The sequence below is a fragment of the Blastococcus litoris genome, assembly GCF_003075095.1.
Classification (GTDB): Bacteria; Actinomycetota; Actinomycetes; order Mycobacteriales; family Geodermatophilaceae; genus Blastococcus_B; species Blastococcus_B litoris.
On the sequence record NZ_QCZF01000014.1, the window covers coordinates 1 to 25,186 of the forward strand.

A 25,186-nucleotide genomic window follows, 5' to 3' on the forward strand; every position below is an offset into this window, starting at 1 on the left:
TGGTGTGGAAGGTCGCCGCCCCCCTCCACGGCCGGGTCGCCGCGGCCGACGGCCGCAGCCGGTGGATCACCGGCGAGCAGGCGCGCGCCGCGGTCCACCGGCTCCGCGCCGGCTGCGACGCCGTCGTCGTCGGCTCGGGGACGGCCCTGGCCGACGACCCCCAGCTCACCGTCCGCGACGCCGACGGCCGCAACGCCGATCGCCAGCCGCTGCGCGTCGTCGTCGACCGCCGCGGCCGGGTGCCGCAGACCGCCCGGGTGTTCGACGCGGCCGCGCCCACGTTCGTCAGCCGGGCCGGCTCTCCGGCGGAGCTGCTGGCCGAGCTCCACGTCCGCGACGTGCGCCGGGTGCTGCTCGAGGGCGGCCCGACGCTGGCCGCCGCGTTCCTCCGTGCGGGGGTCGTGGACGAGATCGTGATCCATCTCGCACCCAAGCTGCTCGGTGCGGGACCCTCGCTGGTCAGCGACCTGGGAATTCACGGGATCGGTGACGCGCTGGACCTGGCGGTCGTCGACGTCACCCGCTTGGGCGGGGACGTGGAGGTCCGGCTGCGCCCGACCCGGCACACTGGGGACGGGCAGTCCGCGGACGGGAGGAGCTGAGGTGTTCACCGGGATCGTCGAAGAGGTGGGCACCGTCGTCGTCCGTGAGGAGCAGTCGGACGCGGCAGTGCTCCGCATCCGGGCCACCCGCGTGCTCGAGGACGTCACGCTCGGCGACTCCATCGCCGTCAACGGCGTGTGCCTGACGGTCACCGGCGTGGACGGGGACGTCTGGAGCACCGACGTCATGGCCGAGACGCTCAGCCGCAGCAGCCTGGGCGCTGCCGGCGCCGGCCAGCCGGTGAACCTCGAGCGCGCCGTCACCCCGCACACCCGCCTGGGCGGCCACATGATGCAGGGCCACGTCGACGGCGTCGGCCGCGTCCTCGCCCGCACTCCGGGGGAGCACTGGGAGGTCGTGCGCGTCGCGCTGCCCTCCGGGCTCGCCCGCTACGTCGTCGAGAAGGGCTCGATCGCCGTCGACGGCGTCTCGCTCACCGTGAGCGCCGTCAGCGCGGCCGACGTCCACGAGCCCTGGTTCGAGGTCAGCCTCATCCCCACCACCCTCCGCGAGACCACGCTGGGCACCCGCGCCCCGGGGGAGCCCGTCAACCTGGAGGTCGACGTGATCGCCAAGTACGTGGAGCGACTGCTGGGAGGCGCGCGATGAGCGGCCCCCTCGGTCGGCTCGACACCATCGAGACGGCGATCGCCGCGATCAAGAGCGGCAAGCCGGTCGTCGTCATCGACGACGAGGACCGCGAGAACGAGGGCGACCTGATCTTCGCCTCCGAGCTCGCCACCCCCGAGCTCGTCGCGTTCATGGTCCGGTACACCTCGGGCTACATCTGCGTGGCAGTCACCGAGGAGGACGCCGACCGGCTCGACCTCCCGCCGATGTTCCGGGTCAACCAGGACCGCCACGGCACCGCCTACACGGTCACCGTCGACGCCCGCGAGGGCGTCACCACCGGCATCTCGGCCGCCGACCGGGCCACCACCATCCGGACGCTGGCCGCCGCCGGGACCACAGCGCAGGACCTGAGCCGGCCGGGCCACATCGTGCCGCTGCGCGCCAAGGACGGTGGCGTGCTGCGCCGTCCCGGCCACACCGAGGCGGCCGTCGACCTCGCGGTCCTCGCCGGCCTGCGGCCGTCGGGCACCCTGTGCGAGATCGTCAGCGAGAAGGACCCGACCGGGATGGCCCGTGGCGAGGAGCTGCGCGTCTTCGCCGACGAGCACGACCTCGTGATGGTCTCCATCGCCGACCTGATCGCCTATCGGAAGCGCTTCGACAAGCTGGTCGAGCGGGTCGCCGAGGCCACCGTCCCGCTGGCCCCCGGTGTGTTCACCGCCGTCGGCTACTCGAGCTCCTACGACGAGCGCGAGCACGTCGCCTTCGTCTACGGCGACATCGGCGACGGCGAGGACGTCCTGGTCCGGGTGCACTCCGAGTGCCTCACCGGTGACGTCTTCGGCTCGCTGCGCTGCGACTGCGGCCCCCAGCTGCAGGCCGCCCTGGCCGCCGTGGCCCAGGAGGGGCGCGGGATCGTGCTCTACATCCGCGGGCACGAGGGCCGGGGGATCGGCCTGCTGCACAAGCTGCAGGCCTACCAGTTGCAGGACCTCGGCGTGGACACTGTGGACGCCAACCTCGACCTCGGCCTGCCCGCCGACGCCCGCGACTACGGCACCGGCGCACAGATCCTGGTCGACCTCGGCGTGCACACGATGCGGCTGCTGACCAACAACCCGGCCAAGCGGGCCGGGCTGGAGGGCTACGGCCTGAGCGTGCTCGGCCGGGTGCCGCTGCCCAGCACGGTCACCGCCGAGAACCTGGCCTACCTGCGCACCAAGCGCGACCGGATGGGGCACCTGCTCGACATCATCGAGCCCGAGACCGAAGCCGGTCCCGCGGACACCCCCGCCGAGCCCGCTGCGTCGGCCGATCCGATCCCGGCGAACGTGCCCCTGCGGGTCGACGAGCAGCCCTCGTGAGCGGGGCTGGAGCGCCCGTCGTCGAGCCGGTCGACGCCGCGGGCCTGACCCTCGGCATCGTGGCGACCACCTGGCACGCCGAGATCACCGACCAGCTGCTCGCCCGCGCCGTCGAGGCGGCCAGGGCCAGCGGCATCGCCGACCCCACCGTGGTCCGGGCGCCTGGCGCGGTGGAGCTCCCCGTGGTCGCCCAGGCGCTGACCGAGCGGCACGACGCCGTCGTGGCACTGGGCGTGGTCGTCCGCGGGGGGACGCCGCACTTCGAGTACGTGTGCGACGCCGTGACCGCGGGCCTCACCCGCGTCGCCCTCGACGCCGGCAAGCCGGTCGGCAACGGTGTGCTCACCTGCGACACCGAGGAACAGGCACGGGACAGGGCGGGGCTGCCCGGCTCCGCCGAGGACAAGGGCTGGGAGGCCGCGATCGCCGCGCTCGCCACCGCGCTGACGCTGCGCGGGCTGCGCGCGCCGTCGCGCGCGACCGGGTTCGGTGCGTCGGCCACCGGCGTCATGCGGGACGGGATGCTGTGAAGACCTTCGACGAGCTGTTCGCCGAGCTGTCGGCCAAGGTGGCGGCCGCCGACCCGGCGTCCGGGACCGTCCAGGCGGTCCGTGACGGCGTGCACGCCGCGGGCAAGAAGGTCGTCGAGGAGGCGTCCGAGTCCTGGATGGCCGCCGAGCACGAGACGAACGAGCGGACGGCGGAGGAGATCAGCCAGCTCCTCTACCGGGTGCAGGTCCTCATGCTGACCAGGGGCCTCACGCTCGAGGACGTCTACGCTCACCTCTGATCCCGCCCGTCCGCTGAAAGGTCCTCCCTCGTGCTGCGCATCGCCGTGCCCAACAAGGGCGTCCTGAGCGAGCCCGCGGCCGAGATGCTCGCCGAGAGCGGCTACCGCCAGCGGCGCAGCACCAAGGACCTCGCGGTCTACGACCCGGACAACGACACCGAGTTCTTCTACCTCCGCCCGCGCGACATCGCCGTCTACGTCGCGGCCGGCACCCTGGACGTGGGCATCACCGGCCGCGACATGCTGCTGGAGACCGCCCCGGCCGACGGCGAGGGCGCCGCGGCGGTGGAGGTCATGCCCCTGGGCTTCGGCCGGTCCTCCTTCCGCTTCGCCGCCCCGGTGGAGTCCGGCATCGAGGCGATCGACCAGCTCGCCGGCAAGCGGATCGCCACCGCGTACCCGGTGCTGCTCCAGCGCTACCTGGAGGAGTCGGGGATCAAGGCCGACGTCGTCAAGCTCGACGGCGCGGTGGAGACCGCCTGCCGCCTCGGTGTGGCCGAGGCCGTCTGCGACGTCGTGGAGACCGGGACGACGCTGCGTGCCGCCGGCCTGCAGATCATCGGCGAGCCGGTGCTCGCCAGCGAGGCGATCCTCGTCCGCCGCGAGGGCGCCGAGGAGATCCCGGCGGTGGCCCAGCTGCGCCGCCGCCTGCGCGGGGTCCTGGTGGCCCGGCAGTACGTGATGCTCGACTACGACTGCCCCAACGACATCCTCGAGCGGGCCACCGCCGTCACCCCGGGCATCGAGGGTCCGACGGTCAGCCCGCTGCAGACGCCCGGCTGGTCGGCGGTCCGGGCGATGGTCGCCAAGGCGGAGACCAACCGGGTCATGGACGAGCTGTGGGAGCTGGGCGCCCGCGCCATCCTGGTCACGAGCATCCACGCCTCGCGCATATAGGAGCCCGCCGTGCGCAGATCCCTCCTGCTCGCGCTGACCTCCTTCGCCGTGCTGACGGCCTGTGGCACGGGCTCCGGTGACGTCGCAGCGGGCGGTGACCCGTCCGGCTCCACCGCTCCCGGCGACATCGCGCAGGCCGACGACGACCTGCAGGTGACCCTGGACCCGGGCGACGGCTCGCCGGTCCAGCAGTGGACGCTCAGCTGCCGGGAGACCCCCGAGGGCAGCCACCCCGACGCGGGCGCGGCCTGCGAGCACCTGCGCGGCATGCAGGACCCGTTCGCCCCGCTGGATGCGGACGTGGTCTGCACCGAGCAGTTCGGCGGGCCGGAGACGGCCCGGGTGGTCGGCCGCTGGGAGGGCGAGCCGGTCGACCTGGAGCTGTCACGTTCCGACGGCTGCCGGATCGCCCAGTGGGACGCCCTCGGCCCGTTGCTGGCCGTCGACCTCGACTGAGGTCAGCGGGGGCGGGCGGTCCGCTCCACCAGGTCGATGGCCGTCGAGAGCCCCAGGGCCAGCGCGCGGCCGCTGGTGGCACCCGTGGCGAGCAGCCCGGCCACCGCGGGCCCGAGCGGGCGCTCGCCCACCAGGCCGTAGAGCACCGCCGCGTACTCGGCGCTGACCCGCCCGCACGCGGCGTGCCGCAGCAGGGCCCGGGAGAGCTCGGTCGTCCGGCCGGCGGCCAGGGCGTAGACGCCGGCGGCGAAGCGCTCTGCCGCCGGGTGGCCCAGGAGCACCAGCCCGGCGATGGTGCCGGCCATGACGTCGTCGCCGGCCGGGGTGAGGCCGGGGCCGAGGCCGATCAGGCGGGTGGCCGTCCGCAGTGCGGCGTCGAGGTCGGCGCGGCGCACGGCGCCGCGGAGGGCGGCGAGCGGGCCACCGGGCCCGACGGGCAGGCCGGGGAGGGTGAAGGCGCTGTGCGGCACGCCCTCGCCGTAGAGCGCGTTGCGCAGCTGGCGCACGCCCTCCGGGAGCAGCGCCGGGCGCAGGCTCGGCAGCTTGGGCCGCGGGTTCCACCAGGCGGCGGCGCTGACGGCGAGGTCGCCGACGACGATCCGGCCGCCCCCGACCTCGGCCGGAGCACCCGCCGGGAGGGCGACCAGCGGCCGGCCGTTGCTGGGCCGGAACAGGACGCAGCCCAGCGGCAGCCGCGCGGCGTCGCTGGTCATCACGCCGACGACGTCCCCGCCGCGGTCGTTGGGGACGTGCACGTACACGGCGGCCGGGAGGCTGATGAGGACGCGTGCCGGCCGGACCGGCCCGCGCAGCAGCTCGGCGATACCGGTGCTCGCCGACGCCGGCACCGCGGTGGCCGCGCGTGCGGGCCGGGCGGTGCGGGCGGTGGCCTGAGCCGACTCGCGGGGGAGGGGGATCGTGGGGAATCCGGCGCGCGCCGCGCGGCCGCGCGTCTGCGCGTCCGACTGCGAGTGGCGATCCGGAGCGGTGGTCTCGTCGATCGTGCGCATGGCGGACCCTTCGGCGTGGGGCGACGGGAGGCGCCCAGTACCCCCCGCCCGGCCCGGACCACGTCCGTCCGTCGAGGGAGGGTCGGTGGTCACCGGGATCCGGCGACGGCCTACCATCCAGGCGAACGGGGTGGACCGGGTCTCGAACCTATTCGGCGCGTCGCACGCCGTCTTATGGCGGAACTCGCCAAGAATGGGCCCTGGCGTCCAGGGACTCCTGACAGGCACGAGCGGTATGGCAACCTGGACCGCGACAAGAGGGGGATGTGTCGTGACCCAGGGTGATGCTTCGCTGGTGGCGCCAACGCACCGTAACGGGTCGATCCCTTTCCGGCGTAACTGGGCCGTCGACGAGTCGCGGGTCGAGGTGACGCGCGACGACCGCACCAGCTGGCAGGAGCGGATGGGCCTCACCGTCGAGGAGGCGCTGCAGCTCCCTGGCCTGGCCGGCACGTCGGTGGCCGCCGGTGGCGCGGGGCTCGGCCGGGTGGTCCGGCACATGGTCGTCGACGACCCGGCGGACCCGCTCGCCGCGGCCGGCCCGGACGTGCTCGTCGTCCTCGGTGCCCGGCTGCCTCCTGCCGACCCGGCCAACTGCCGCGCGCTCGTGGAGCGGCTGGACTCGATGGGCACGGCCGCGCTGGCGTTCCGCAGGACCGAGGGCCCCGCCCCGGTGCCGGGCGAGGTGCTGGCCGAGGCCGAGCGCCGCGGGCTGCCGGTGCTCGCGCTGCCGGCGACCGTCCGGCTCGACGAGATCGTCTCCGAGGTGCTCGGGGCCGTCGTCACCAAGCAGGGCCAGGCGCTCGCGCTGTCCTCGCGCATGGACGACGAGTTCATGGAGGTCGCCCTCACCGGGGGCGGACTCGCCGAGGTCACCCAGCGGCTGGCCGTGATGCTCGAGGGCACCGCCGTCCTCGGCCTGGGACCCGACCGCGAGGTGGTCACCAGCGCCGGCCCCCGCGGCGACGTCGAGGAGATCAGCGACTGGCTGTGGCTGCTCGACGCCGCCGCCGACGACGCCCTCGCCGAGCTGACGCCGTCCCGGCGGCTCTCCGGCGTCCGCGCCGACCAGACGGTCGTCACCCCGGCGGACGTGCTCGCCGACGCCGACCTCTCACCGGCCGACGGCATCCTGCTCGTCCCCGGCCACCACGAGCTCCCCGGCGGCGTGGGCGAATACGCCGTCGCGCCGATCATGGCCGGTGACCAGCGGCACGGCTGGCTGGTGGCCGTCCACCGCAGCGGCGCGATGATGCTCGGCGCCGGCGGTGTCCTGGAGCGCGCCGCGGTCATCGCCGCCCTGTCGGTCATCCGGCTGCAGGCGGTCCACTCCGTCGAGCTGCGCTTCCAGGGCGACCTGGTCCGCCGGCTGGTCGGCGGCTCCGTCGGGCACACCGAGCGGACGCTGGCCTACACGCGCTCGTTCGGCTGGCGGCTCGACGGGCCGGTCGCGGTGCTCGTCACCGCCACCGAGACCGTCGCGGACGCCGCGGCCGACCCGACCAAGGCGCTCGACGTCCTGGAACGGCTGCCGACGGCTGGCGCGCCGCCCTGGAGCCGGAGGTCGCCGGCGCGGCGGTCGCGGGTCTGGCGACGGAGATCGTCACCCTGCTGCCGCTCGACGGCCGGACCATGGAGGAGCTGTCGGGGCTCGTCTCCGCCGTCACCTCGCGGGTGAACGGCCGGCTCCGCCGGGTCGGCCGGGTGCTCGGCACCGGTATCGGCCGGCCGGCGGACTCGCTGTCGGCCCTGGCGGAGGCCCACCGGCAGGCGCAGCGGGCACTGGGCGTCGGCCAGGAGATCCACGGCGGCTCGGCGGTGACGCACTTCGACCAGCTCGGGGTGTTCCGGCTGCTGTCGCTGATCCCCGACAGCACCGAGCTGCGGACCTACGTCGACGAGGTGCTCGGCCCGCTGGCCGACGCGACGGACCCCGATTCGGCCGACCTGCGGGAGACGCTCCGGGTGCTGCTGGAGACCAACCTGAACGTCGCGGAGTCCGCGCGCCGGCTGCACTTCCACTACAACACGATGCGCTACCGGATCGGGAAGCTGGAGCGGCTCCTCGGCCCGTTCACCACCGATCCGACCCTGCGGCTGAACCTCCTGCTGGCCCTGCACGCCGCGCGCATGCGCGGGCTGGACCAGCCGCACCGGCCGCCGATCGAGAGCGGGCTCGCCCTGCCGGCCGACGACGGCCTCGACTCGCTGCTCTGACGCCGCGACGAACCATCTGGGGACCGCGGCCGTGCCAGGGGACGTGGACGCGCTCGTCCTCCGCATGGAGCAGCTGCTGCGATCGCTGGAGGCCGCCGGCGACCCGGCGCGCTTCTTCCTCGGCACCTACCTGCGCACCACCCGGGCGGTCGGCGCCGCGCTGACGGCCGGGCGGTTCGAGGATCCCGCGTGGGTCGTGCGGTGGGACGTCGACTTCGCGGGCTTCTACCTCGACGCGCTCGAGCTGCACGGCAAACGCCCGGAGGCGGTCCCGGCGCCGTGGCGCCGCGCCCTCGGCGCCGACCCCGGGCTGCCCCCGGAGGCGCACGTGCTGCTCGGCATGAACGCGCACATCAACTTCGACCTGCCGCAGTCGCTGATCGCCGTCATCCCGCCGGAGGACTTCGCGTCGTCGTCCCTGCTCGACCGCCGCCGGCGCGACCACGAGCGGATCGACGACGTCCTGGCCGCCCGGGTGGGGGAGGAGGATCTCGCGCTGCAGCGCGCAGGAGGCCGCCGCACCCCGCTGGACCGGCTCCTCGCGCCGGTCAACCGGCAGGCCAGCCGGCTGTTCCTGCGCGAGGCGCGCCGGAAGGTCTGGGCGAACACCGCGGCGCTGCACGCCGCGCGGCTGCAGGGCGAGGCGGCCTACGTCGTCCGGCTGTCCGACCTGGAGGCGGTCAGCGCGGAGCGGGTCGCCGACCTGCTCCGGCCGGGGCCCGTGCTGGTGCGGCTGGCGATGCACGGCTTCGGCGTCACGCTCGACTAGCAGTACGACCAGCCGGGCGGAAAGTGCCTGGACCGGACGCGGCAGGGGCTCGTAGCCTGCCGTCGGCCGTCGAACCGAGGAGGTGGGACCCGTGACCGCAGAACCGATGCGGGCGCTCCCCGTCCCCGTCCCGGCCGGGCGATCGACGTAGGTGTCGCTCGGGAGCGCCTCCCCTCCGAGGTCTCCCGAGAGGCACGCCCGTGCACCCACCGCAGTCCACCGCCGCGCCGTACCCGTTCGACGTGATCATCGCCGGGTGCGGGCCGACCGGCGCCGTGCTGGCCGCCGAGCTCCGGCTCCACGACGTCCGCGTCCTCCTCCTCGAGAAGGACACCGAGCCCCCGTCCGCCGCCCGCATCGTGGGGCTGCACGTCCGCACCCTCGAGCTGATGGCGATGCGCGGGCTGCTGGACCGTCTGCTCGAGCACGGCAGGCGTCGTCCGGCCGCCGGGTTCTACGCCGCCATCCCGGCGCCCCCGCCGGAGGGGCTCGATCCCCGGTACGGCTTCCTGCTGGGCATCCCGCAACCCGTCGTCGTCCGTCTGCTGGAGGAGCACGCGGTCGCCCTGGGCGCCCGGACACGGCGCGGCCGGGCGGTGGTCGCCGTGGAGCAGGACGCCGACGGCGTGACCGTGCAGCTGACCGGCGGCGGACGGCTGCGTGCGCGCTACCTCGTCGGCTGCGACGGCGGCCGCAGCACCGTGCGGAAGCTGCTCGGCGTCGGCTTCCCCGGCGAGCCCGCCCGCACCGAGACGCTGATGGGCGAGATGGAGGTGGGTGTGCCGCAGGAGGAGGTCGCCGCCGGGGTGGCTGCCGTCCGCGAACCGCACCGGCCGTTCTGGCTCCGGCCCGCCGGCGGGGGCACCTACAGCGTCGTGGTCCCCGCCGCGGGGGTCGGCGACCGCGCGGGACCGCCGACCCTCGAGGACTTCCGGCACCGGTTGCGCGCCGTCGCGGGGACCGATTTCGGCGTGCACTCGCCGCGGTGGCTGTCCCGCTTCGGGGACGCCACCCGCCTGGCCGACCGCTACCGCGTGGGGCGGGTGCTGCTGGCCGGCGACGCGGCGCACATCCACCCACCCCTCGGCGGTCAGGGGCTGAACCTGGGTGTCCAGGACGCGGTCAACCTCGGCTGGAAGCTGGCGGCGCAGGTCCGCGGGTGGGCACCGGAGGCGCTGCTCGACACCTACGAGGCAGAACGCCGCCCCGTCGCCGCGGACGTGCTCGACAACACCCGGGCCCAGGCGCAGCTGCTCGCCCCGGAGCCGGGCCCGCAGGCCGTCCGCCGGCTGCTCACCGAGCTCGTGGACATCGAGGAGGTGAACCGCCGCCTGAGCGAGAAGATCACCGGGACCGGTATCCGCTACGAGCTCGGCGACGGTCCCGACCTGGTCGGCCGCCGCATGCCCGACATCCGCGTCTCGGGGGGCGACCTCTACGGGCTGCTGCGCCGCGGCCGCGGGCTGCTCCTGGACCGCACCGGACGCCTGACCGCCGCAGCCTGGTCGGACCGGGTGGACCAGCTCACCGATCAGACGGCCGAGATCGACCTGCCGTGCGTCCTGCTGCGCCCCGACGGCCACGTCGCCTGGGCCGGCGACGACCAGCGGGACCTCGACGGCCGGCTCGCCCGCTGGTTCGGCGCCCCGACCTGACGGGGCGCGGGCGGATCAGTCGTGGAAGACCTCGATGTGGGCGCCCATCTCCACCAGCCGCTCGTAGAGGTGCTCGTAGCCCCGGGCGATGATGTCGACGTTCCGCAGCACCGACGTGCCCTTCGCCGCGAGCATGGCCAGCAGGATGACCACCGCGGGGCGCAGCGCCGGCGGGCAGACGACCTCGGCGCTCGACCAGCGGGTCGGGCCGTTCACCAGGACGCGGTGCGGGTCCATGAGCCGCACGTCGGCACCGAGCCGGGTCAGGTCCGAGAGGTGGATGGCGCGGTTGTCGTACACCCAGTCGTGGATCAGCGTCGAGCCGCTCGCCTGCGCCGCGATCACGGCGAAGAACGGCAGGTTGTCGATGTTGAGCCCCGGGAACGGCATCGGGTGGATCTTGTCGATCGGCGCGTGGAGGACCGACGGCCGGATCGTGATGTCGGACAGCCGGGTGTGGCCGTTGTCGGCCAGGTACTCGGGGGAGAGGTCGTACTGCAGGCCCATCTCGGCCAGGACCGCCAGCTCGATCTCCAGGAAGTCGATCGGCGTCCGCTGGACCGTCAGCTCCGAGCCGGTGACGATCCCGGCGGTCAGCAGGCTCATCGCCTCGACCGGGTCCTCGCTGATCGTGTAGTCGACGTCGGCGTCGAGCACGGGCTTCCCGTGGACGACGAGCGTCGTCGTCCCGAGGCCCTCGATGCCGACGCCGAGCAGCTGCAGGTACAGGCACAGGTCCTGGACCATGTAGTTCGAGCTGGCGTTGCGGATGACCGTGGTGCCGTCGGTGCGCGCCGCGGCCAGCAGCGCGTTCTCGGTGACGGTGTCCCCGCGCTCGGTCAGCACGATCGCCCTCGCGGGGGCGCCGGAGTGCCGCACCGTCGCGTGGTACTCGCCGGCCCGTGCCTCGACCTCCAGCCCGAAGGGGCGCAGGGCGATCATGTGCGGCTGGACGGTGCGGGTGCCCAGGTCGCAGCCGCCGGCGTAGGGCAGCTCGAAGGTGTCCGCCCGGTGCAGCAGCGGGCCCAGGAACATGATGATGCTCCGGGTGCGCCGCGCGGCGTCGGCGTCGATGGCGGCCAGGTCCAGCTCGTCGGGGACGACGAGGGTGAGGTCGTGGCCCGAGGCGTCCCAGACGGCCGAGACGCCGATGGAGCGCAGCACGTCGAGGATGCGCTCGACCTCGACGATGCGGGCCACGTTGCGCAGCGTCGTCCGGCCGCGGTTGAGCAGGGAGGCGCAGAGCAGGGCGACGGCGGCATTCTTGGACGACTTCACCGCGACGCTGCCGCGCAGCGGGTGACCGCCGGCGACCCGCAGGTGGGTGGGCCCGGTCGGACCGAGGCTGATCAGCTCGCTCTCCAGCGCCGCCGACAGCCGACCGAGCAGCTCCAGGGTGAGGTTCTGGTTGCCCTGCTCGATCCGGGCGACCGCGCTCTGGCTCGTGCCCAGGCGCTCGGCGAGCTGCTGCTGGGTGAGGCCGTGGTGGCGGCGGGCGTCGCGGACCAGCGATCCGATGCGCCGCATGGCGGTGTCGGTCGTGGGATCGGTGAGCGTCACGGTCACAGACGTTATCTCTTGTGTGAGATAAGGCTGGGTCGCGACCCGCCGCGCCACCCGATCGGGCCAGACTGCTCGCCATGGACGTACTGGTGACCGGCGGGACGGGACGGCTCGGGCAGCGGCTGGCCGGACCGCTCCAGCAGGCGGGCCACGCGGTGAGGCTGATGTCGCGCCGGGGCACCGGACCGGGCGGGGTCCGCGGTGACCTCGCCACGGGCCAGGACCTCGACCTGGCGCTGGCCGGGGCCGAGGTCGTCGTGCACGCGGCGAGCGACCCGCAGGGCGACCCCTGGCAGGTCGACGTCGCCGGCACCCGCCGGCTCGTGCAGGCCGTCGACCGCGACCTGCTCCGGCACCTGGTGTACGTGTCCATCGTGGGCGTGGACCGCATCCCGTACGGCTACTACCGCGCGAAGTTCGCCGCCGAGCAGGTGCTCCTGGCCTCCGGGCTGCCCGTCACGCTGCTGCGGGTCACCCAGTTCCACGACTTCGTCGACTTCCTGCTCGACACCGCCCGTCGCGGCCCCGTGCTGCCCGTGCCCATGGGGTGGCGCGTGCAGCCGGTCGACGTGGGTGAGGTGGCGCAGCACATCGCCGACGTCGTGGGGCGCCCGCCGTCCGGCGGTGTGGTCGAGTACGGCGGTCCCGAGGACCTCTCCGCCGCCGACCTCGCCCGGGCCTGGGCCGCGGCACGCGCGCCCGGCGCGCACGTCGTGGCGACCCCGGTGCCCGGGAAGCTGGGGGCGGCGTTCCGCGACGGTGCGGCGGTGCCGAGCGGCGGCGAGCGGGGCACCCGGACCTACGGGCAGCACCTGCACGGCTGACGCCGCGACCGCGCCGTCCCTGCCAGTTCGCGCAACGGGACGGACGGGGGCACGCGGCGTCCGAAAACCGCCGGAGAACCGTCGTACCCAGGACCTACTGTCCCTCCGTGAGCATCCAGAGCCCCGTCCGTGCCGTGCCCGCGGCCACACCCGACGGCCGCACGATCGCCGCGGTCGTCGTCACCGTGCTGGCGTGGGCCTCGGCCTTCGTCGCGATCCGCGGGGTGGGGGAGGACCTCTCACCCGGAGCGCTCGCGCTCGGCCGTCTGCTGGTCGGCACGGCGGTGCTGGGTCTGCTGCTCCTCGGCCGCGGCTGGGTCCGCCCGCAGGGGCGCGAGTGGGTGCTGCTCGCCGTCTGCGGCATCGGCTGGTTCGGCATCTACAACGTCGCTCTCAACGCGGCCGAGCAGCACCTCGACGCCGGGACGACCGCGATGCTGGTCAACATCGGCCCGATCCTCATCGCCGTCTTCGCGGGCCTGCTGCTCGGTGAGGGGTTCCCCCGCTGGCTGGTCGCCGGCATCACGGTCGCCTTCGCCGGGGTGGTGCTCATCGGCCTGGCCACGCGCAGCGCGGAGACCGACCTGGTGGGTGTGGTGCTGTGCGTGGTGGCCGCGGTCACCTATGCCGCCGGCGTCGTCGCGCAGAAGCCGCTGCTGCGCCGGCTGCCCGGGCTGCAGGTGACCTTCATGGCCTGCGCGACCGGTGCCGTCTGCACGCTGCCCTGGGCGGGCGCCCTGGTCGACGACCTCGGGTCGGCGCCGGCCGGCTCCGTCCTCGGCATGGTCTACCTCGGCGCGGTTCCCACGGCCCTGGCGTTCAGCACGTGGGCCTACGCGCTCCGCCGGATGGACGCCGGGAAGCTCGGCGTCACCACCTACCTCGTCCCGCCTCTGGTGATCGTGCTGGGCTGGCTGCTGCTCGACGAGGTGCCGCCGGCGCTCGCGCTGGTCGGCGGAGCGGTCTGCCTCGCCGGCGTCGCCCTGTCGCGCCGCCGCGACCGGGTCCGCCCGCCGGTGCCGGTGGCCCACGAGGCCGGACCGACCGTCTGAGTCAGAGGTAGGCCCGGGGGTCGACGGCCGGCGGCAGCTCGCCGGGCACGATGCGGCGTCCGGAGACGTCGTGGGCGATCAACCGCAGCCAGCTGCCGTGCTCGCCGGGCGCCCACGGCTGCACCCCGGTCGCACGGGTGCGCTCGACCAGTTCCGCGCGGTGCTCGTCGCCGACCTCCTCGGCCTGCCCCCGCACGAGCACGCTCCAGCCACTGCGTGTCTCGCGGTCGATCTCGTCCACCTCGAACGTGACGTTGGCATGCGTGGCGGCGCGCAGGATCGTGCCCGGCCGCGTCCGGATGACCAGGGTCGTGCCGTCGACGGCGTAGTTGACCGGCAGGATCAGCGGATAGTGCTCGGCGTTGACGCCGATCCGCCCGATCTCGTGCGTGGCCAGGAGCCGGTAGCACTCGTCGGTCGGGATGGACTGCATCGTCGCGCCGGGCTGCCCGGGAGAGCTGCTCATGCCCCCATCCTGGCCAGGAGCCGCGATGTGCGCAGCGTCTCGGGCGCGGAACGGGACCGCGGTGCGTCCCGCACGGCGAGGATGGGGTAGGCAGGGACCACGTTCCGAACCGTGCAACGGGCACGGGCCGAGCCGGGAGGTCAGCGTGCAGGAGCAGGACTGGGCGCAGGTGGTCGCCGCCGCCACGCGGGCGCCGTCGATCCACAACACGCAGCCGTGGCGGTTCGTGGCGACGCCGGACCGGCTGGACGTCTTCCTGGACCCCGAGCGCGCCCTGCCGGTGCTCGACCCCACTCGCCGCCAGCAGGTGATCAGCTGCGGGAGCGCGGTCGAGTTCGCGGTCGTGGCGCTGTCGGCAGCCGGCTACGACGGCGAGGTCGACCTGCTCACCGACGACGCCGACCCCGACCACCTGGCCACCGTCACGGTGACCGGCACCCGCGAGCCGACGGCGGAGGACGGGGAGCTGGCGGGCGCGATCGAGCGGCGGCACACCGTGCGGGCCGCCTTCGAGCCCCGGGCCGTGCCTCCCGAGCTGGTGGACCGGCTGCAGCAGGAGGCCGAGTCCTACGACACCTGGGTCAAGCCCATCACCCGCTCCGAGGAGGAGGTGGCCACCGTCTTCCTCATCTCCCGCGCAGAGGAGATGGAGCAGGGGGACCCGGCCTACCGCGAGGAGCTGGATCGCTGGCTGCGCACCGACCCCGGGGCGGTCGACGGCGTGCCCGTCGAGGCGGTGCCCAGCGGCGACCCGCACGCGCGCCCCTCGAACTGGCTCATCCGCGACTTCGTCGTCGGCCAGCGCGAGCAGCACGACTTCCTCGAGCCGGGTGACCCGGACGCGCCGCCGCCGGACGTGGAGCGGCCCACCGTCGTCCTGCTCGGGACCGGCGGCGACGACCGCTACGCGTGGCTGCAGTCCGGGCGGGCGCTGGGGCGGCTGCTGCTGATCGCGACCGCCGGCGGCGTGGCGGCCTCCCCGCTGACCCAGGCGCTGGACTGGCCGGCCACCCGGAGGCGGCTGCAGTCCCGGCTCTCCCTGGTCGGGCACCCGCAGATGCTGCTCCGGATGGGTTTCCCGCCGGAGAGCGCGTCGACGGCGGTCAGCGGCCGCCGCCCGGTGGAGGACGTGCTCCGGTTCGAGCCGGCGGGCTGAGCGGGCGGGTCAGTCCCGACGGCCGTTGCCGGCCCAGGGGTCGTCGAGCTCGTCGTCCTGGGTCGAGGCCTGCCGGCGGGCGGCTGCCTCCAGAGCCGCGTCGCGCTCGGCGGCGCGCGCCGCCTTGTCGGCCCGGGCCAGCTCGCGCTCCTCGCGGCGGGAGAGCCGCTCCTCCTCGTCTGCGCCTTCGACGGCGCTCGGCGGCCCCATGCGCCAGAGGAGGGCGCCGGCCAGCGCCAGCCCCAGGGGCAGGGGGTAGGCGGCCACCCGTTCCGTACCGCCCTCGCCGAGGTACTGCGTGACACCGGTCGTGAAGAAGATCGTCGCGGCGGTGGCCACCACGCCCAGCAGGGCCAGCACCGTCCCGAGCGCCTCCGAGCGCGGCCGCACGGCGTAGGCCAGCGCGATCAGCCCTAGGCCGCCGCCGACCAGGTACAGGACGGCACCGATCGCGTGCAGGGTCGAGTCGCCGTCGGTGGGGAAGACGCCGACCAGCAGCACTCCGGCCGCGGCGGCTCCGAGCAGGGCGGGCGCCACCTGCGCGGCGCCCCGCACCAGTGCCGGTCGGAGCAGCACCGCGCCCGCCAGGACGAGGGCCGCCTGGACGACGAACGAGGTGTTCATCAGCGTGCGACCGGCGGAGTCGGCGGCTCCCAGTGCGCTGATGGTGTCGTCGACGCGGCTGTAGGCACCCTCGAAGCGGGCCTGCGCCAGCGCCTCCAGGACGAAGAACTGCAGGGTCAGCAGCCAGGCGATCGCGCCCCAGCGCAGGCGGTTCCGGTTCACGGCACCCATCGTCCCAGGCGCTCCCGACCCGTCCGGTCGAGGACGGCGGCGAACTGGGTCGCCGACAGCCACGAGGGGTTGCTCCCCGCCGGCATCCGCAGCACCTCGGCGTCGCGCATGCGGGCGTCGGCGAGCAGCTCCGCCCTCGGGACCGGCTGCGGCAGGAGGGCCAGCCGGACGTGGACGACGGGCCCGTCCGCCCGCTCCTCGACCCCGTCGGCGATCTCGCCCAGGGCGTGCACGCCGGGCCGGTCGGGGCCGCTGAGCCACAGCAGGCAGGGCTGGCCGGGAGCCACGAGCGTCAGCCGGTACGAACGGCGGACGCACCGGTCCAGCAGCCGCGCTTCCGGAGCGGCCCAGCCGGGCGCGATCCGCTCCGGCGGGCGGCTGGTCTTGAGCACCCAGCAGGCGACGTCACCGGCGGTCAGCCGCGCGCCGCGCCTGCTGGGCCGGTCCCGCGTCAGTCGGTCGCGGAGTGGAACTCGGCGCCGGCGGGGTCGGCGTCGTCGGAACCGACGGCCTGCCGCTCCTGCTCGGTGCGGTGCTCGAGCACCTCGTCGCTGGGGTGCGGGTCCTTGGCGTGCTGGGTGCGGTCCCGGGTCACGCTCTCCTCGGGCGTGATGACGTCGTCGAGGTTCGGGGTGTCGTGCGGGCCGGTCATCGGGTCTGCTCCATCCGGGAGGGATCGTCTGCCCCCGACCCATAGCCCCTCCCTGCGGCGGTTAACCCCGGTCAGCGCGGTTCGAGCCGGGCCGCGGGCAGCCAGGTCTCCACCAGAGCGGGGCCGTGCGGGCCGGTGACGGTGTAGGCGACGCGGCCCTGCCAGCCGCCGCCGCGCTGCCGCCACTCGACCAGCAGCCCCGGCCAGATGCCCGGGGTGTCGGGTGGGTCGTGGACCCAGCAGTGCCGGCCCTCGCCGCCGTCCCCGGCCGCGGCGTACGAGGCCGACGGCTCGGACGCGGGGGCGTCGGCGCGGACGCCGGAGGCCGCCGCCCGCTCGCCGAGCGAGCGCCCGCCGCGTCCTGGAGTCATGCCGCCGGCCACGTCGGAAGTCTCGCACGGACATCGAACGCATGTTCGATCACCGGCGTGTCGCCGCATGTCGTCACTGCGTGTCGCCCGCCATCACGGGCCATCCCAGATCGAGGCTTTTCTGTGACGTCCCCGTCACATACCGTCGCGCCGTCGTTCATCCGGCGCACCTAGCGTCGCCGCGTCCTCACTGTCCGTCCGAAAGGACCCCTGTGCTCGTACCACTCGGCGGCACGCGCGTTCTCGCGCGCCGCACTGCTCTCGGCACCCTCGCCGCCTCCGTGGCGGTCGTGGGCCTGCCCGCCCTCGCGCACGCCGACCCGCCGACCGCGCCGTTCATCTCCGAGATCCACTACGACGACGACGGCGCGGATGCCGGCGAGTTCGTCGAGGTGACGCTGCCGGCCGGGACGAGTTCCGCCGGGCTCTCGGTCGTCCTCTACAACGGGAACGGCGGCGGGACCTACACGCCTCTGGTCACGTTCCCGACGGTCACGGCTCCGGCCGACGCCCCGGTCGCGGTGTCGGGGACCGCGGTCGGCATGCAGAACGGCGCACCGGACGGGCTGGCGCTGGTCCAGGACGGCACGGTCCTGCAGTTCCTCTCCTACGAGGGCACGATCACCGCCACCAGCGGTCCCGCCGCCGGTCGGACCAGTGCCGACATCGGCGTCTCGGAGGCCGGCACCGAGCCGGACGGGCTCTCCCTGTCCCTCCGCTTCGACGCAGCCGGCAACGGGGCGTGGTACCCACCGGCACCGAACACCCGCGATCAGGTCAACCCGCTCTTCGAGGCCCCCGACTCCTGCGACGTCGAGCCGACGCACGAGATCGGCGACGTGCAGGGCAGCGGCTCGTCCACGCCCCTGGAGGGCGAGCAGGTGACCGTCCGCGGTGTCGTCGTCGGTGACACCCCCGGGTTGTCCGGGTTCTACCTGCAGGACCCGGACGGTGACGGGGATGCCGCGACGTCCGACGGCATCTTCGTGGAGTCCGGCATCGCCGTGGACCTCGGGGACACCGTCGCGGTCATCGGCGGCGTCCGGGAGAACTTCGGTCAGACGCAGATCACCTCGCGCGAGGACGTCGCGGTGTGCGAGGACGGTGACGCCGGCGACCTGCCCGAGCCGCTCCTCCTCGACCTCCCCGCCACCGCCGCCGAGCGGGAGCCGTTCGAGGGGATGCTCGTCACGCCCGACAGCAACCTCGTCGTCAGCGAGGTCTTCACGCTGACCCGGTTCGGCGAGCTGATGCTCGCCGCCGACCGTGTGCTGGTCCAGCCCACCGAGCTGGCGCGTCCGGGCACCGCTGAGGCGGCCGCGGTCGCGGAGGACAACGCCCTGCGGCAGATCGTCCTGGACGACGCGTCGAACGCCACCCTCTCGGTCACCAACCGTCCGTACCTGTCGCCGGCCACGCCCGTCCGGGTCGGTGACACCCTGACGTTCACCGAGCCGACGGTGCTGGGATTCGGCTACGGCGACTGGCGGCTGCAGCCGGCCGACGGCACCGCCGATGGCACCTTCGCGCCGCAGAACACCCGCCCCGAGGTCGCCGAGCCCGACGAGGTCGGGGGCGACGTCCAGCTCGCTGCCTTCAACGTGCTGAACTACTTCGTCTCGTTCGGCCCGGAGAGCCGGGGCGCGGCGAACCCGGCGGAGCTCGACCAGCAGGCGGCCAAGATCGTCCCGGCCATCCGGGCGCTGGACGCCGATGTCGTCACGCTCATGGAGATCGAGGACACCGACTCGACCGGTCACTCGCCCGGCGATGCCGACGGTGCGCTGGCCGACCTCGTGACGCGGCTCAACACCGCGGAGGGCTCGGACGTCTGGAGCTACGTGCCGCTCCCCGACGAGCTGTACGCAGTCGACCGGGACGTGATCCGCAGCGCGATCATCTACCGCGACGACGCCGTGCAGCCCGTCGGCGAGCCGGTGGGGCTGGCGGACGAGTCCGTCTGGTTCAACGCCCGCGAGCCGCAGGCGCAGACGTTCGTGAAAGACGGCGACGCCTTCACGGTCGTGGCCAACCACTTCAAGTCGAAGGGCAGCCCGCCGGAGGACGAGAACGGTGACCCGATCGAGGGTGACCCGAACAACGACTACGGCCAGGGCAACTGGAACGTCGCCCGAATCGCGCAGGCCGAGTCGCTCGCCGCTTTCGCCGACGAACTGCAGGACTCGACCGGCGACGACGACGTGGTGCTGATGGGCGACTTCAACGCCTACACGCAGGAGGACCCGATCGTCGAGCTGGCCGAAGCCGGCTACGGCGACCTGGGTGAAGAGTTCGACCCGGGCCGCTACAGCTACGTCTTCGACGCGCTGTCCGGCTCCCTCGACCACGCGCTCGCCACGCCGGAGCTCGAGGCCAAGGTGACCGGGCTGGCGCACTGGAACATCAACGCTGTCGAGTCCTCCGCCTACCAGTACGACGGCGACGAGTCGCTCTACGCGCCGGACCCGTACCGGTCCAGCGACCACGACCCGCTGGTGCTGGGCCTCGACCTCGACGAGCCGGCCCCGCCGGTGGCCACCTGCGGCGGTCAGGTCGTGACCGTCACCGGCACGCCCGGGAACGACGTGATCCTCACCGGTCTCGGCCGGGACGTCGTCGCGGCCGGGGACGGCAACGACCTGGTCATCGACCTGTTCGGCAACGACGTCATCTGCGGCAACGGGGGCAACGACACGCTGTTCGGGGGCCTCGGCGACGACACGCTCTACGGCGGCGCCGGCGACGACGTCCTCTCGGGCGACTTCGGCAAGGACACCCTCATCGGTGGCACCGGGCGGGACAGGCTCTACCAGGGCTTCGGCCGCGGCACGGAGCAGCAGGAGGGCGCCGACTCGTGATCTGAGTCCGCCGTGAACCGCACCGGCGCGGGCACCTCCTCACGAGGTGCCCGCGCCGGTCGCGTTCCGGGTCAGCCGCGCCCGGTCACACCCGCGGCGAGGGTGGCGGCGACCTTCTGCAGCAGCGGGTGACCGGCCAGCTCCTCCACCGGCACCGGCAGTGGCAGCGACCAGTTCGGCCGGTCCGTCGTCCCCGGCATGTTCGGCCGGCGGATCTCACCGAGCGCGTCGTCGAGGGTGGCCGAGAGCAGGGTCGACGGCGCCCGGGACAGCAGCTCGTGCGCTCGGGTGACGGCGTCCTCGGGTGACGCGCCGTCCGCCAGGCCCGGCAGGTGCTCCAGCAGCGAGGTCCGGCCCCGCTCCAGCTCCTCGTCGGTGCCCGTGCCGTGCTCGCGCTGCTCCTCGACGTCCTCGCCGGTCCACAGGCCCGCCACCGTCGGCAGGTCGTGCGTGGTGATCGCGGCCATCGCCTCGGCGGGCCACTCGGCGGGGTCGTCGTCCTCGAACCAGAGCAGCCGGTAGGAGAGGACGCCGTGCTCGGCCATGGCCTCCCGGACGCCGTCCTCGACCGTGCCGAGGTCCTCACCCACGACCAGGGCCTGCGCCCGGTGGCTCTCCAGCGCGACGATGTCGAGCAGGTCCTCGGCCGGGTAGCGCACGTAGGCGCCGTCGGCCGCGCTGCCGTCCGACGGCACCCACCACAGCCGGAACAGGCCCATCACGTGATCGATGCGCAGGCCACCGGCGCCGGCCATCGTCGCCCGGATGGACTGGATGAACGGCTCGTAGTCGGCGTCGCGCAACCGCCACGGGATCAGCGGCGGCGACCCCCAGTCCTGGCCCTGGCTGTTGAACGCGTCCGGCGGCGCGCCCACGCTGACGCCCTCGGCGAGCGCGTCCTGCCAGACCCACGCGTCGGCGCCGCCGCCGGCGAACCCGATCGGCAGGTCCTGGATGACGGTCATGTCGCCGGTCGCGGCGGTGAGCTGGAGGTCCAGCGCCCACTGCAGCCAGGCGTGGAAGGCGACGACGGCGCCGTGCTGCTGGACGTACTCGGCCAGCTCCGGGCTCTCCGGGCTGCGCAGCTCCTCGGGCCAGGTGTGCCAGTCGCCGCCGTGCTCCTCGACGATCGCCGCCCAGGTGGCCCAGTCCTGCAGCGTCCGCCCCTGCTCCTCCCGCCACCGGGCGAACGCCTCGCCGCCGCCGTGGGCGAAGAAGATCCGCATGAGGACCTCGCGCTTGCGCGCCCAGATCGCGTCGCGGTCGATGAGCGGGCCGTCGGACAGCGCGCGGCCCGCGTCCTCCTCGAGGTCGACGCCGTCGGCGCCCGGGACCTCGTCGACCCGGAGGTACAGCGGGTTGCGGAAGCGGCGCGTGGCCGGCAGGTAGGGGCTCGCCTCTTGGCCGGGCGTCGGTGCGACGGCGTGCAGCGGGTTGACCAGCAGGAAGCCGGCGCCCTGCTCGGCCGCCATCCGGCGGAGCGCCCGCAGGTCGGCCAGGTCGCCGATGCCCCAGCTGTCCCGGCTGCGCGTGGCGTACAGCTGCACCGCCCACCCCCAGCGGCGGTCCGCCGGCACCCAGCAGCGGCCGGGGGAGACGATGAGCCGGCGACGGCGCCCGTCCGGGGCGTGCAGCCAGTGGTAGCCGAGCGGGAAGTCCTCGGGCAGCTCGCCGTCCACGTGCCGCACCTCGCCGTCCTCGCAGACGACGTCGGCCTCGTCGACCTCCAGCACGTCGCCGGGCCGGGCGACGATGGGGGCGCGCTCCTCGAGGTCGGCCGGCGGCCGGCCGATGACCTCCCGCAGCCGGTCGATGGTCGCCTGCGCGACCTCGTGCTCCTCGTCCAGCGCGTCCAGCCAGCTGGCGTCGATGCCCCACTCGTCGGTGGTCGGTGTCGGTGTCACTTCGTGATCCTCGCCGGGCCGGGGGAACGCCGCAGTCTCAGGGGCGCGGCCGAGCCCGCTTCGTGGCCGATGCCACTGCCGGGTTCTCGGGCCAGGGATGACGGGGATAGCGGCCACGCATCTCGCTGCGCACCGCGGGATAGCCGGTGACCCAGAAGCCGGCGAGGTCCGCGGTGGTGGCCACGACCCGCTGGGCGGGGGAGAGGAGCTGGAGTCGGAGCGGCCGGCCCGCGACCTGCGGCGCCTGCGACCAGCCGAACACCTCCTGCACCCGCACCGAGGCGGTCGGCACGTCCGGGTCGCTGTAGTCGATCCGGATCTGCGAGCCGGTGGGGACGACGACCCGCTCGGGGACGACGTCGTCGAGCCGGCCGGCGACCTGCCACGGGATCGACGCCCGCAGGGCCGCGACGACGTCCAGGCGGGTGAGGTCGGCACGGCTGCGGGCGCCGGACACGTCGATCGCGGCGAGCAGCGCCTCGTCGTCCACGGCCGGCCACGGGGCGCCGAACCCGGAGTGCGCGGCGGCCATCCGGGCGCGCAGCTGCCGTGCCGCAGGCGTCCAGTTCAGCAGCCCGAGCCCTTCCTGGCGCAGACCTTCGGCGACCGCCGCGGCCAGATCCGCGGGAGCGGGATCGGGCAGCGGGCGCTCTGCCAGCACGATGGCCCCCAGCCGCTCCACGCGGGCGGCGTGCACGTCGCCGTCGCGCCAGGTCACCTCGTCGCGCTCGGTGTGCAGGGCCGCGCCCGCCTCCAGGGCGGTCGCCTCGTCGATCGGAGCCGCCACCCGCACGCGCGCGTCCCGGCGCCCGGCAGCGCGGTCGGCGACGGCGATCGCGAGCCAGGGGGCGCCGCTCAACCCGGTCCCCGCGGGCAGCTCGGCACCGGTACCGACGGCCATGAGGTAGGTGCCGGTCGTGCCCTCCCGGCGCCGGGCGAGCCGTTCGGGGTGCGCCAGGCCGACCACCAGGCCGGCTGCGGTGTCGTCCGGCAGGCGCGGTGGGGCGGCGTCGTCGACGGTGCGCTCCAGCCGGGCCACCTCGTCGCGCCACCGCGCGGTGGCACCGGGATCGGCGCCGGAGCGCAGGTTCCGCCAGGCGGCCCCGAGGTCGTCGCCGCGGAAGGAGGTGTCACCGGAGAGGAGCGCGACGACCTCGGCCGCCCGGCGCCGCCCGACCAGCGGCGAGCCGTCGAGCAGGGCGCGGGCGAGGCGGGGATGCACGCCGACCGCGGTCAGGGCACGGCCCCGGGGGGTGGCGCGCCCCAGGTCGTCCACCGCACCCAGCCCGTGCAGCGTCTGCTCAGCGATGGACAGGGCCGCCGACGGGGGAGCGTCGAGGAGAGCGAGGCCACGCCCGCCCGGCGCCCCCCAGCAGGCCAGTTCCAGCGCGAAGGCGGTGAGGTCGGCGGTCGACACCTCTGCCTCGTCGTGCTGGGGGAGGCGGTCCCCCTCGGCGGCGGTCCAGCAGTGGTAGACCACGCCCGGCCCCTCCCGTCCGGCCCGGCCGGCGCGCTGGGTGACGGCCGCGCGCGAGGCCCGGACGGTGACCAGGGTGCCCAGACCCCGGGCGAGGTCGGCCCGCGGCACCCGGGAGAGTCCCGCGTCGACGACGATCCGCACACCCGGCACGGTCAGGCTGCTCTCCGCGAGTGCGGTGGAGAGCACGACCCGGCGGCGGGGGCCGGTCCGCAGTGCGGCGTCCTGCGCGGCGGCCGGCAGCCGGCCGTGCAGCGGCAGGACGTCGGCGTCGACCCCGCTCAGCTGCCCGGCGACGGCGCCGATCTCGGCGGCACCGGGCAGGAAGACCAGCACGTCGCCCGCCCGCTCGGCCAGCGCCCGGCGCACCGTCGCGGCGACGTGCGCGAGCAGCCGCGGATCGACCCGGAGGCCGTGCGGTGGGTCCACCGGGACCGGTGGCGGAGCCCGGACGACGTCGACCTGGTGCAGGGCAGCGGCGGCCTCGACGACCGGGGCCGGCTCCGCGTCCGCCCCCATCAGCGCGGCCAGGCGTTGCGCCTGGGCCGTGGCCGACATGGCCAGGAGCCGCAGGTCGGGGCGCAGGGCGGCGCGGACGTCGAGGAGGAAGGCCAGCGCCAGGTCGGTGTCGAGGTGCCGTTCGTGGCACTCGTCGAGGACGACGACGTCCACGCCGCGCAGCTCCGGGTCGGTCTGCAACCGCCGGACGAGCAGGCCGGTCGTGACCACCTCGATGCGGGTGGCGGCGCTGCGCCGGCTGTCCCCGCGGACGCTGTAGCCGACCCGGCCGCCGACCTCCTCGCGGAGCAGGGCCGCCATGCGGCGTGCGGCCGCGCGGGCCGCGACCCGGCGGGGCTCGGCGACGAGGACCCGGCCGGGGACCCCGCCGGACAGGGCGAGCGGGACCAGCGTGGTCTTGCCGGTACCCGGCGGGGCCACCAGCACGGCGGCGCCCCGGGCCGACAGCGCGGCGGCGAGCTCCTGCAGCGCCGAGCGGACCGGGAGGTCGGTTCCCGGTGTCCCGGTCGGTGGCAGCACGCGACCAGTCTCCCGGAGGCCGGCCGGCCGCCTGCGCCAGAATGGCGAAGTGACCGTTCCCTCGGCGGTGCTGGGCTTCGCCGTCGTCGCGGGCGGGCTCACCGTGACGCCCGGGCTCGACACCGCGCTGGTGCTGCGTGCCGCGCTCACCCGCAGCCGGCGCGAGGCAGCCGCCACGGCAGCCGGGATCGTCGCCGGGCTGTTCGTCTGGGGCGCGGCCGCAGCGGTCGGCGTCTCCGCGCTCCTCACCGACATCCGAGCTCGCCTACGACGTCCTGCGCTGGGCGGGGGCCGCGTACCTGGTCTGGTTCGGCCTCCGGCTGCTCGCCCGCGCCGCGCGGTCGGTACCGGCCGCGGACGGGCGACCCGCCGGCGATGGCGGATCGACGTGGAGGGCCGTGCGCCTCGGGCTCACGACGAACCTGCTCAACCCCAAGGTCGGCGTGTTCTACGCGGCGCTGCTGCCGCAGTTCCTCCCGTACGGCAGCGACGCCCTCCTGGTCGGCCTGCTGCTCGCCACCGTCCACGCGGTGCTGTCGGTGGTCTGATTCGGGGTGCTGATCGGTCTCGCGTCGGCGTCCAGCCGGTGGCTCCGGCGCCGCTGGACGGTCCGCGCCATCGACGGGATCACCGGGACGGCGCTCGTCGGGTTCGGGCTGGAGCTGGCCGCCTCCGCCCGCTGACGGTCCGGGAGCC

The 25,186-nt window shown here is 74.8% G+C and carries 26 protein-coding genes and 1 pseudogene; 18 read left to right on the forward strand and 9 right to left on the reverse strand.

The features are described from left to right. From DCS98_RS21225 to DCS98_RS21255, 7 genes are all read left to right on the forward strand, one after another. Window positions 1-602: RibD family protein (locus DCS98_RS21225; RefSeq protein WP_164704703.1), on the forward strand; the 602-nt coding region annotated here is incomplete at its 5' end. 1 nt (window position 603) lies between these two features. Beyond that, complete coding sequence (locus DCS98_RS21230) at window positions 604-1,212, forward strand: riboflavin synthase (RefSeq protein WP_116453482.1); 609 nt, start codon at window positions 604-606, stop codon at window positions 1,210-1,212. Next, a complete protein-coding gene (locus DCS98_RS21235; RefSeq protein WP_116453483.1) occupies window positions 1,209-2,540 on the forward strand; it encodes a bifunctional 3,4-dihydroxy-2-butanone-4-phosphate synthase/GTP cyclohydrolase II in 1,332 nt (443 codons plus the stop codon). Before DCS98_RS21230 ends, DCS98_RS21235 begins: the two co-directional genes overlap by 4 nt. Then, a complete protein-coding gene (gene ribH / locus DCS98_RS21240) occupies window positions 2,537-3,070 on the forward strand; it encodes a 6,7-dimethyl-8-ribityllumazine synthase (protein WP_116453484.1) in 534 nt (177 codons plus the stop codon). The genes DCS98_RS21235 and ribH overlap by 4 nt, the downstream gene beginning before the upstream one ends. Beyond that, complete coding sequence (locus DCS98_RS21245) at window positions 3,067-3,330, forward strand: phosphoribosyl-ATP diphosphatase (RefSeq protein WP_116453485.1); 264 nt, start codon at window positions 3,067-3,069, stop codon at window positions 3,328-3,330. Before ribH ends, DCS98_RS21245 begins: the two co-directional genes overlap by 4 nt. 30 nt (window positions 3,331-3,360) lie before the next feature. Continuing rightward, window positions 3,361-4,227 carry an ATP phosphoribosyltransferase gene (gene hisG, locus DCS98_RS21250; RefSeq protein ID WP_116453486.1) on the forward strand — a complete coding sequence of 289 codons (867 nt, stop codon included), beginning with the start codon at window positions 3,361-3,363 and terminating at the stop codon, window positions 4,225-4,227. 9 nt (window positions 4,228-4,236) lie between these two features. Next, window positions 4,237-4,683 carry an SSI family serine proteinase inhibitor gene (locus DCS98_RS21255; RefSeq protein ID WP_206340382.1) on the forward strand — a complete coding sequence of 149 codons (447 nt, stop codon included), beginning with the start codon at window positions 4,237-4,239 and terminating at the stop codon, window positions 4,681-4,683. Between the two features lie 2 nt (window positions 4,684-4,685). On the opposite strand, the gene DCS98_RS21260 is transcribed toward DCS98_RS21255, so the two are convergent. Beyond that, window positions 4,686-5,693: an oxamate carbamoyltransferase subunit AllH family protein gene (locus DCS98_RS21260; RefSeq protein WP_116453487.1), complete on the reverse strand. Its 1,008-nt coding sequence runs from the start codon at window positions 5,691-5,693 to the stop codon at window positions 4,686-4,688. 367 nt (window positions 5,694-6,060) lie between these two features. On the opposite strand from DCS98_RS21260, the gene DCS98_RS24040 reads away from it, so the two are divergent. The 4 genes from DCS98_RS24040 (at window position 6,061) to DCS98_RS21275 (ending at window position 10,334) form a co-directional block, all read left to right on the forward strand. Further along, window positions 6,061-7,371 carry a PucR family transcriptional regulator ligand-binding domain-containing protein gene (locus DCS98_RS24040; protein WP_338070216.1) on the forward strand — a complete coding sequence of 437 codons (1,311 nt, stop codon included), beginning with the start codon at window positions 6,061-6,063 and terminating at the stop codon, window positions 7,369-7,371. Beyond that, window positions 7,326-7,910 (forward strand): PucR family transcriptional regulator, encoded by a 585-nt coding sequence (locus DCS98_RS23775; RefSeq protein ID WP_338070217.1) that lies wholly within the window; start codon window positions 7,326-7,328, stop codon window positions 7,908-7,910. The genes DCS98_RS24040 and DCS98_RS23775 overlap by 46 nt, the downstream gene beginning before the upstream one ends. 31 nt (window positions 7,911-7,941) lie before the next feature. Further along, window positions 7,942-8,679 carry a DUF5995 family protein gene (locus DCS98_RS21270; RefSeq protein ID WP_116453488.1) on the forward strand — a complete coding sequence of 246 codons (738 nt, stop codon included), beginning with the start codon at window positions 7,942-7,944 and terminating at the stop codon, window positions 8,677-8,679. Window positions 8,680-8,879: 200 nt separating this feature from the next. Continuing rightward, window positions 8,880-10,334, forward strand: coding sequence for an FAD-dependent monooxygenase (locus DCS98_RS21275; RefSeq protein ID WP_116453489.1), 1,455 nt, complete (start codon window positions 8,880-8,882; stop codon window positions 10,332-10,334). A 15-nt stretch (window positions 10,335-10,349) separates the two neighbouring features. On the opposite strand, the gene DCS98_RS21280 is transcribed toward DCS98_RS21275, so the two are convergent. Continuing rightward, window positions 10,350-11,894 (reverse strand): helix-turn-helix domain-containing protein, encoded by a 1,545-nt coding sequence (locus tag DCS98_RS21280; RefSeq protein ID WP_206340383.1) that lies wholly within the window; start codon window positions 11,892-11,894, stop codon window positions 10,350-10,352. An 80-nt stretch (window positions 11,895-11,974) separates the two neighbouring features. Here DCS98_RS21280 and DCS98_RS21285 point away from each other — a divergent pair, with 80 nt between their 5' ends. Both DCS98_RS21285 and DCS98_RS21290 read left to right on the forward strand, forming a co-directional pair. Next, window positions 11,975-12,721 carry an SDR family oxidoreductase gene (locus DCS98_RS21285; RefSeq protein ID WP_116453490.1) on the forward strand — a complete coding sequence of 249 codons (747 nt, stop codon included), beginning with the start codon at window positions 11,975-11,977 and terminating at the stop codon, window positions 12,719-12,721. Between the two features lie 107 nt (window positions 12,722-12,828). Beyond that, window positions 12,829-13,773 (forward strand): DMT family transporter, encoded by a 945-nt coding sequence (locus DCS98_RS21290; RefSeq protein ID WP_241038553.1) that lies wholly within the window; start codon window positions 12,829-12,831, stop codon window positions 13,771-13,773. A 1-nt stretch (window position 13,774) separates the two neighbouring features. Here DCS98_RS21290 and DCS98_RS21295 read toward each other — a convergent pair whose 3' ends face one another. Then, window positions 13,775-14,239, reverse strand: coding sequence for a pyridoxamine 5'-phosphate oxidase family protein (locus DCS98_RS21295; RefSeq protein ID WP_116453491.1), 465 nt, complete (start codon window positions 14,237-14,239; stop codon window positions 13,775-13,777). Between the two features lie 145 nt (window positions 14,240-14,384). On the opposite strand from DCS98_RS21295, the gene DCS98_RS21300 reads away from it, so the two are divergent. Next, window positions 14,385-15,395, forward strand: coding sequence for an Acg family FMN-binding oxidoreductase (locus DCS98_RS21300; protein ID WP_116453492.1), 1,011 nt, complete (start codon window positions 14,385-14,387; stop codon window positions 15,393-15,395). Window positions 15,396-15,404: 9 nt separating this feature from the next. Here DCS98_RS21300 and DCS98_RS21305 read toward each other — a convergent pair whose 3' ends face one another. The 4 genes from DCS98_RS21305 to DCS98_RS21320 all read right to left on the reverse strand — a co-directional run bounded on the left by DCS98_RS21305 (window position 15,405) and on the right by DCS98_RS21320 (window position 17,213). Continuing rightward, entirely contained in the window at window positions 15,405-16,190 is a 786-nt protein-coding gene (locus tag DCS98_RS21305) for a DUF998 domain-containing protein (RefSeq protein ID WP_420837359.1), read from the reverse strand. Continuing rightward, on the reverse strand, window positions 16,178-16,582 hold the full coding sequence (locus DCS98_RS21310; protein ID WP_241038554.1) for a hypothetical protein: 405 nt from the start codon (window positions 16,580-16,582) through the stop codon (window positions 16,178-16,180). Before DCS98_RS21310 ends, DCS98_RS21305 begins: the two co-directional genes overlap by 13 nt. 59 nt (window positions 16,583-16,641) lie before the next feature. Beyond that, window positions 16,642-16,842 carry a hypothetical protein gene (locus tag DCS98_RS21315; protein ID WP_116453493.1) on the reverse strand — a complete coding sequence of 67 codons (201 nt, stop codon included), beginning with the start codon at window positions 16,840-16,842 and terminating at the stop codon, window positions 16,642-16,644. A 71-nt stretch (window positions 16,843-16,913) separates the two neighbouring features. Then, window positions 16,914-17,213, reverse strand: coding sequence for a hypothetical protein (locus DCS98_RS21320; protein WP_164704704.1), 300 nt, complete (start codon window positions 17,211-17,213; stop codon window positions 16,914-16,916). A gap of 212 nt (window positions 17,214-17,425) precedes the next feature. On the opposite strand from DCS98_RS21320, the gene DCS98_RS21325 reads away from it, so the two are divergent. Continuing rightward, the gene (locus tag DCS98_RS21325; RefSeq protein WP_277394631.1) at window positions 17,426-20,071 is read left to right on the forward strand and encodes an ExeM/NucH family extracellular endonuclease; all 2,646 of its coding nucleotides are present in this window, start codon (window positions 17,426-17,428) and stop codon (window positions 20,069-20,071) included. A 71-nt stretch (window positions 20,072-20,142) separates the two neighbouring features. Here the strand turns inward: DCS98_RS21325 and malQ are convergent, their stop codons facing one another. Beyond that, window positions 20,143-21,975 (reverse strand): 4-alpha-glucanotransferase, encoded by a 1,833-nt coding sequence (gene malQ / locus DCS98_RS21330; protein WP_116453496.1) that lies wholly within the window; start codon window positions 21,973-21,975, stop codon window positions 20,143-20,145. Window positions 21,976-22,012: 37 nt separating this feature from the next. Next, window positions 22,013-24,490, reverse strand: a complete 2,478-nt coding sequence (gene hrpB / locus DCS98_RS21335) for an ATP-dependent helicase HrpB (RefSeq protein ID WP_116453497.1) — start codon at window positions 24,488-24,490, stop codon at window positions 22,013-22,015. Between the two features lie 31 nt (window positions 24,491-24,521). Here hrpB and DCS98_RS24140 point away from each other — a divergent pair. The 3 genes and pseudogenes from DCS98_RS24140 to DCS98_RS23975 form a co-directional block, all read left to right on the forward strand. Further along, window positions 24,522-24,731 (forward strand): annotated as a pseudogene (locus DCS98_RS24140) (LysE family transporter); the annotation flags it as partial. After that, window positions 24,628-25,038, forward strand: coding sequence for a LysE family translocator (locus DCS98_RS23790; protein WP_277394632.1), 411 nt, complete (start codon window positions 24,628-24,630; stop codon window positions 25,036-25,038). The pseudogene DCS98_RS24140 and the gene DCS98_RS23790, both read left to right, overlap by 104 nt. Before the next feature lie 6 nt (window positions 25,039-25,044). After that, the gene (locus tag DCS98_RS23975) at window positions 25,045-25,173 is read left to right on the forward strand and encodes a hypothetical protein (protein WP_277394633.1); all 129 of its coding nucleotides are present in this window, start codon (window positions 25,045-25,047) and stop codon (window positions 25,171-25,173) included. The last annotated feature ends 13 nt before the right edge of the window (window positions 25,174-25,186 follow it).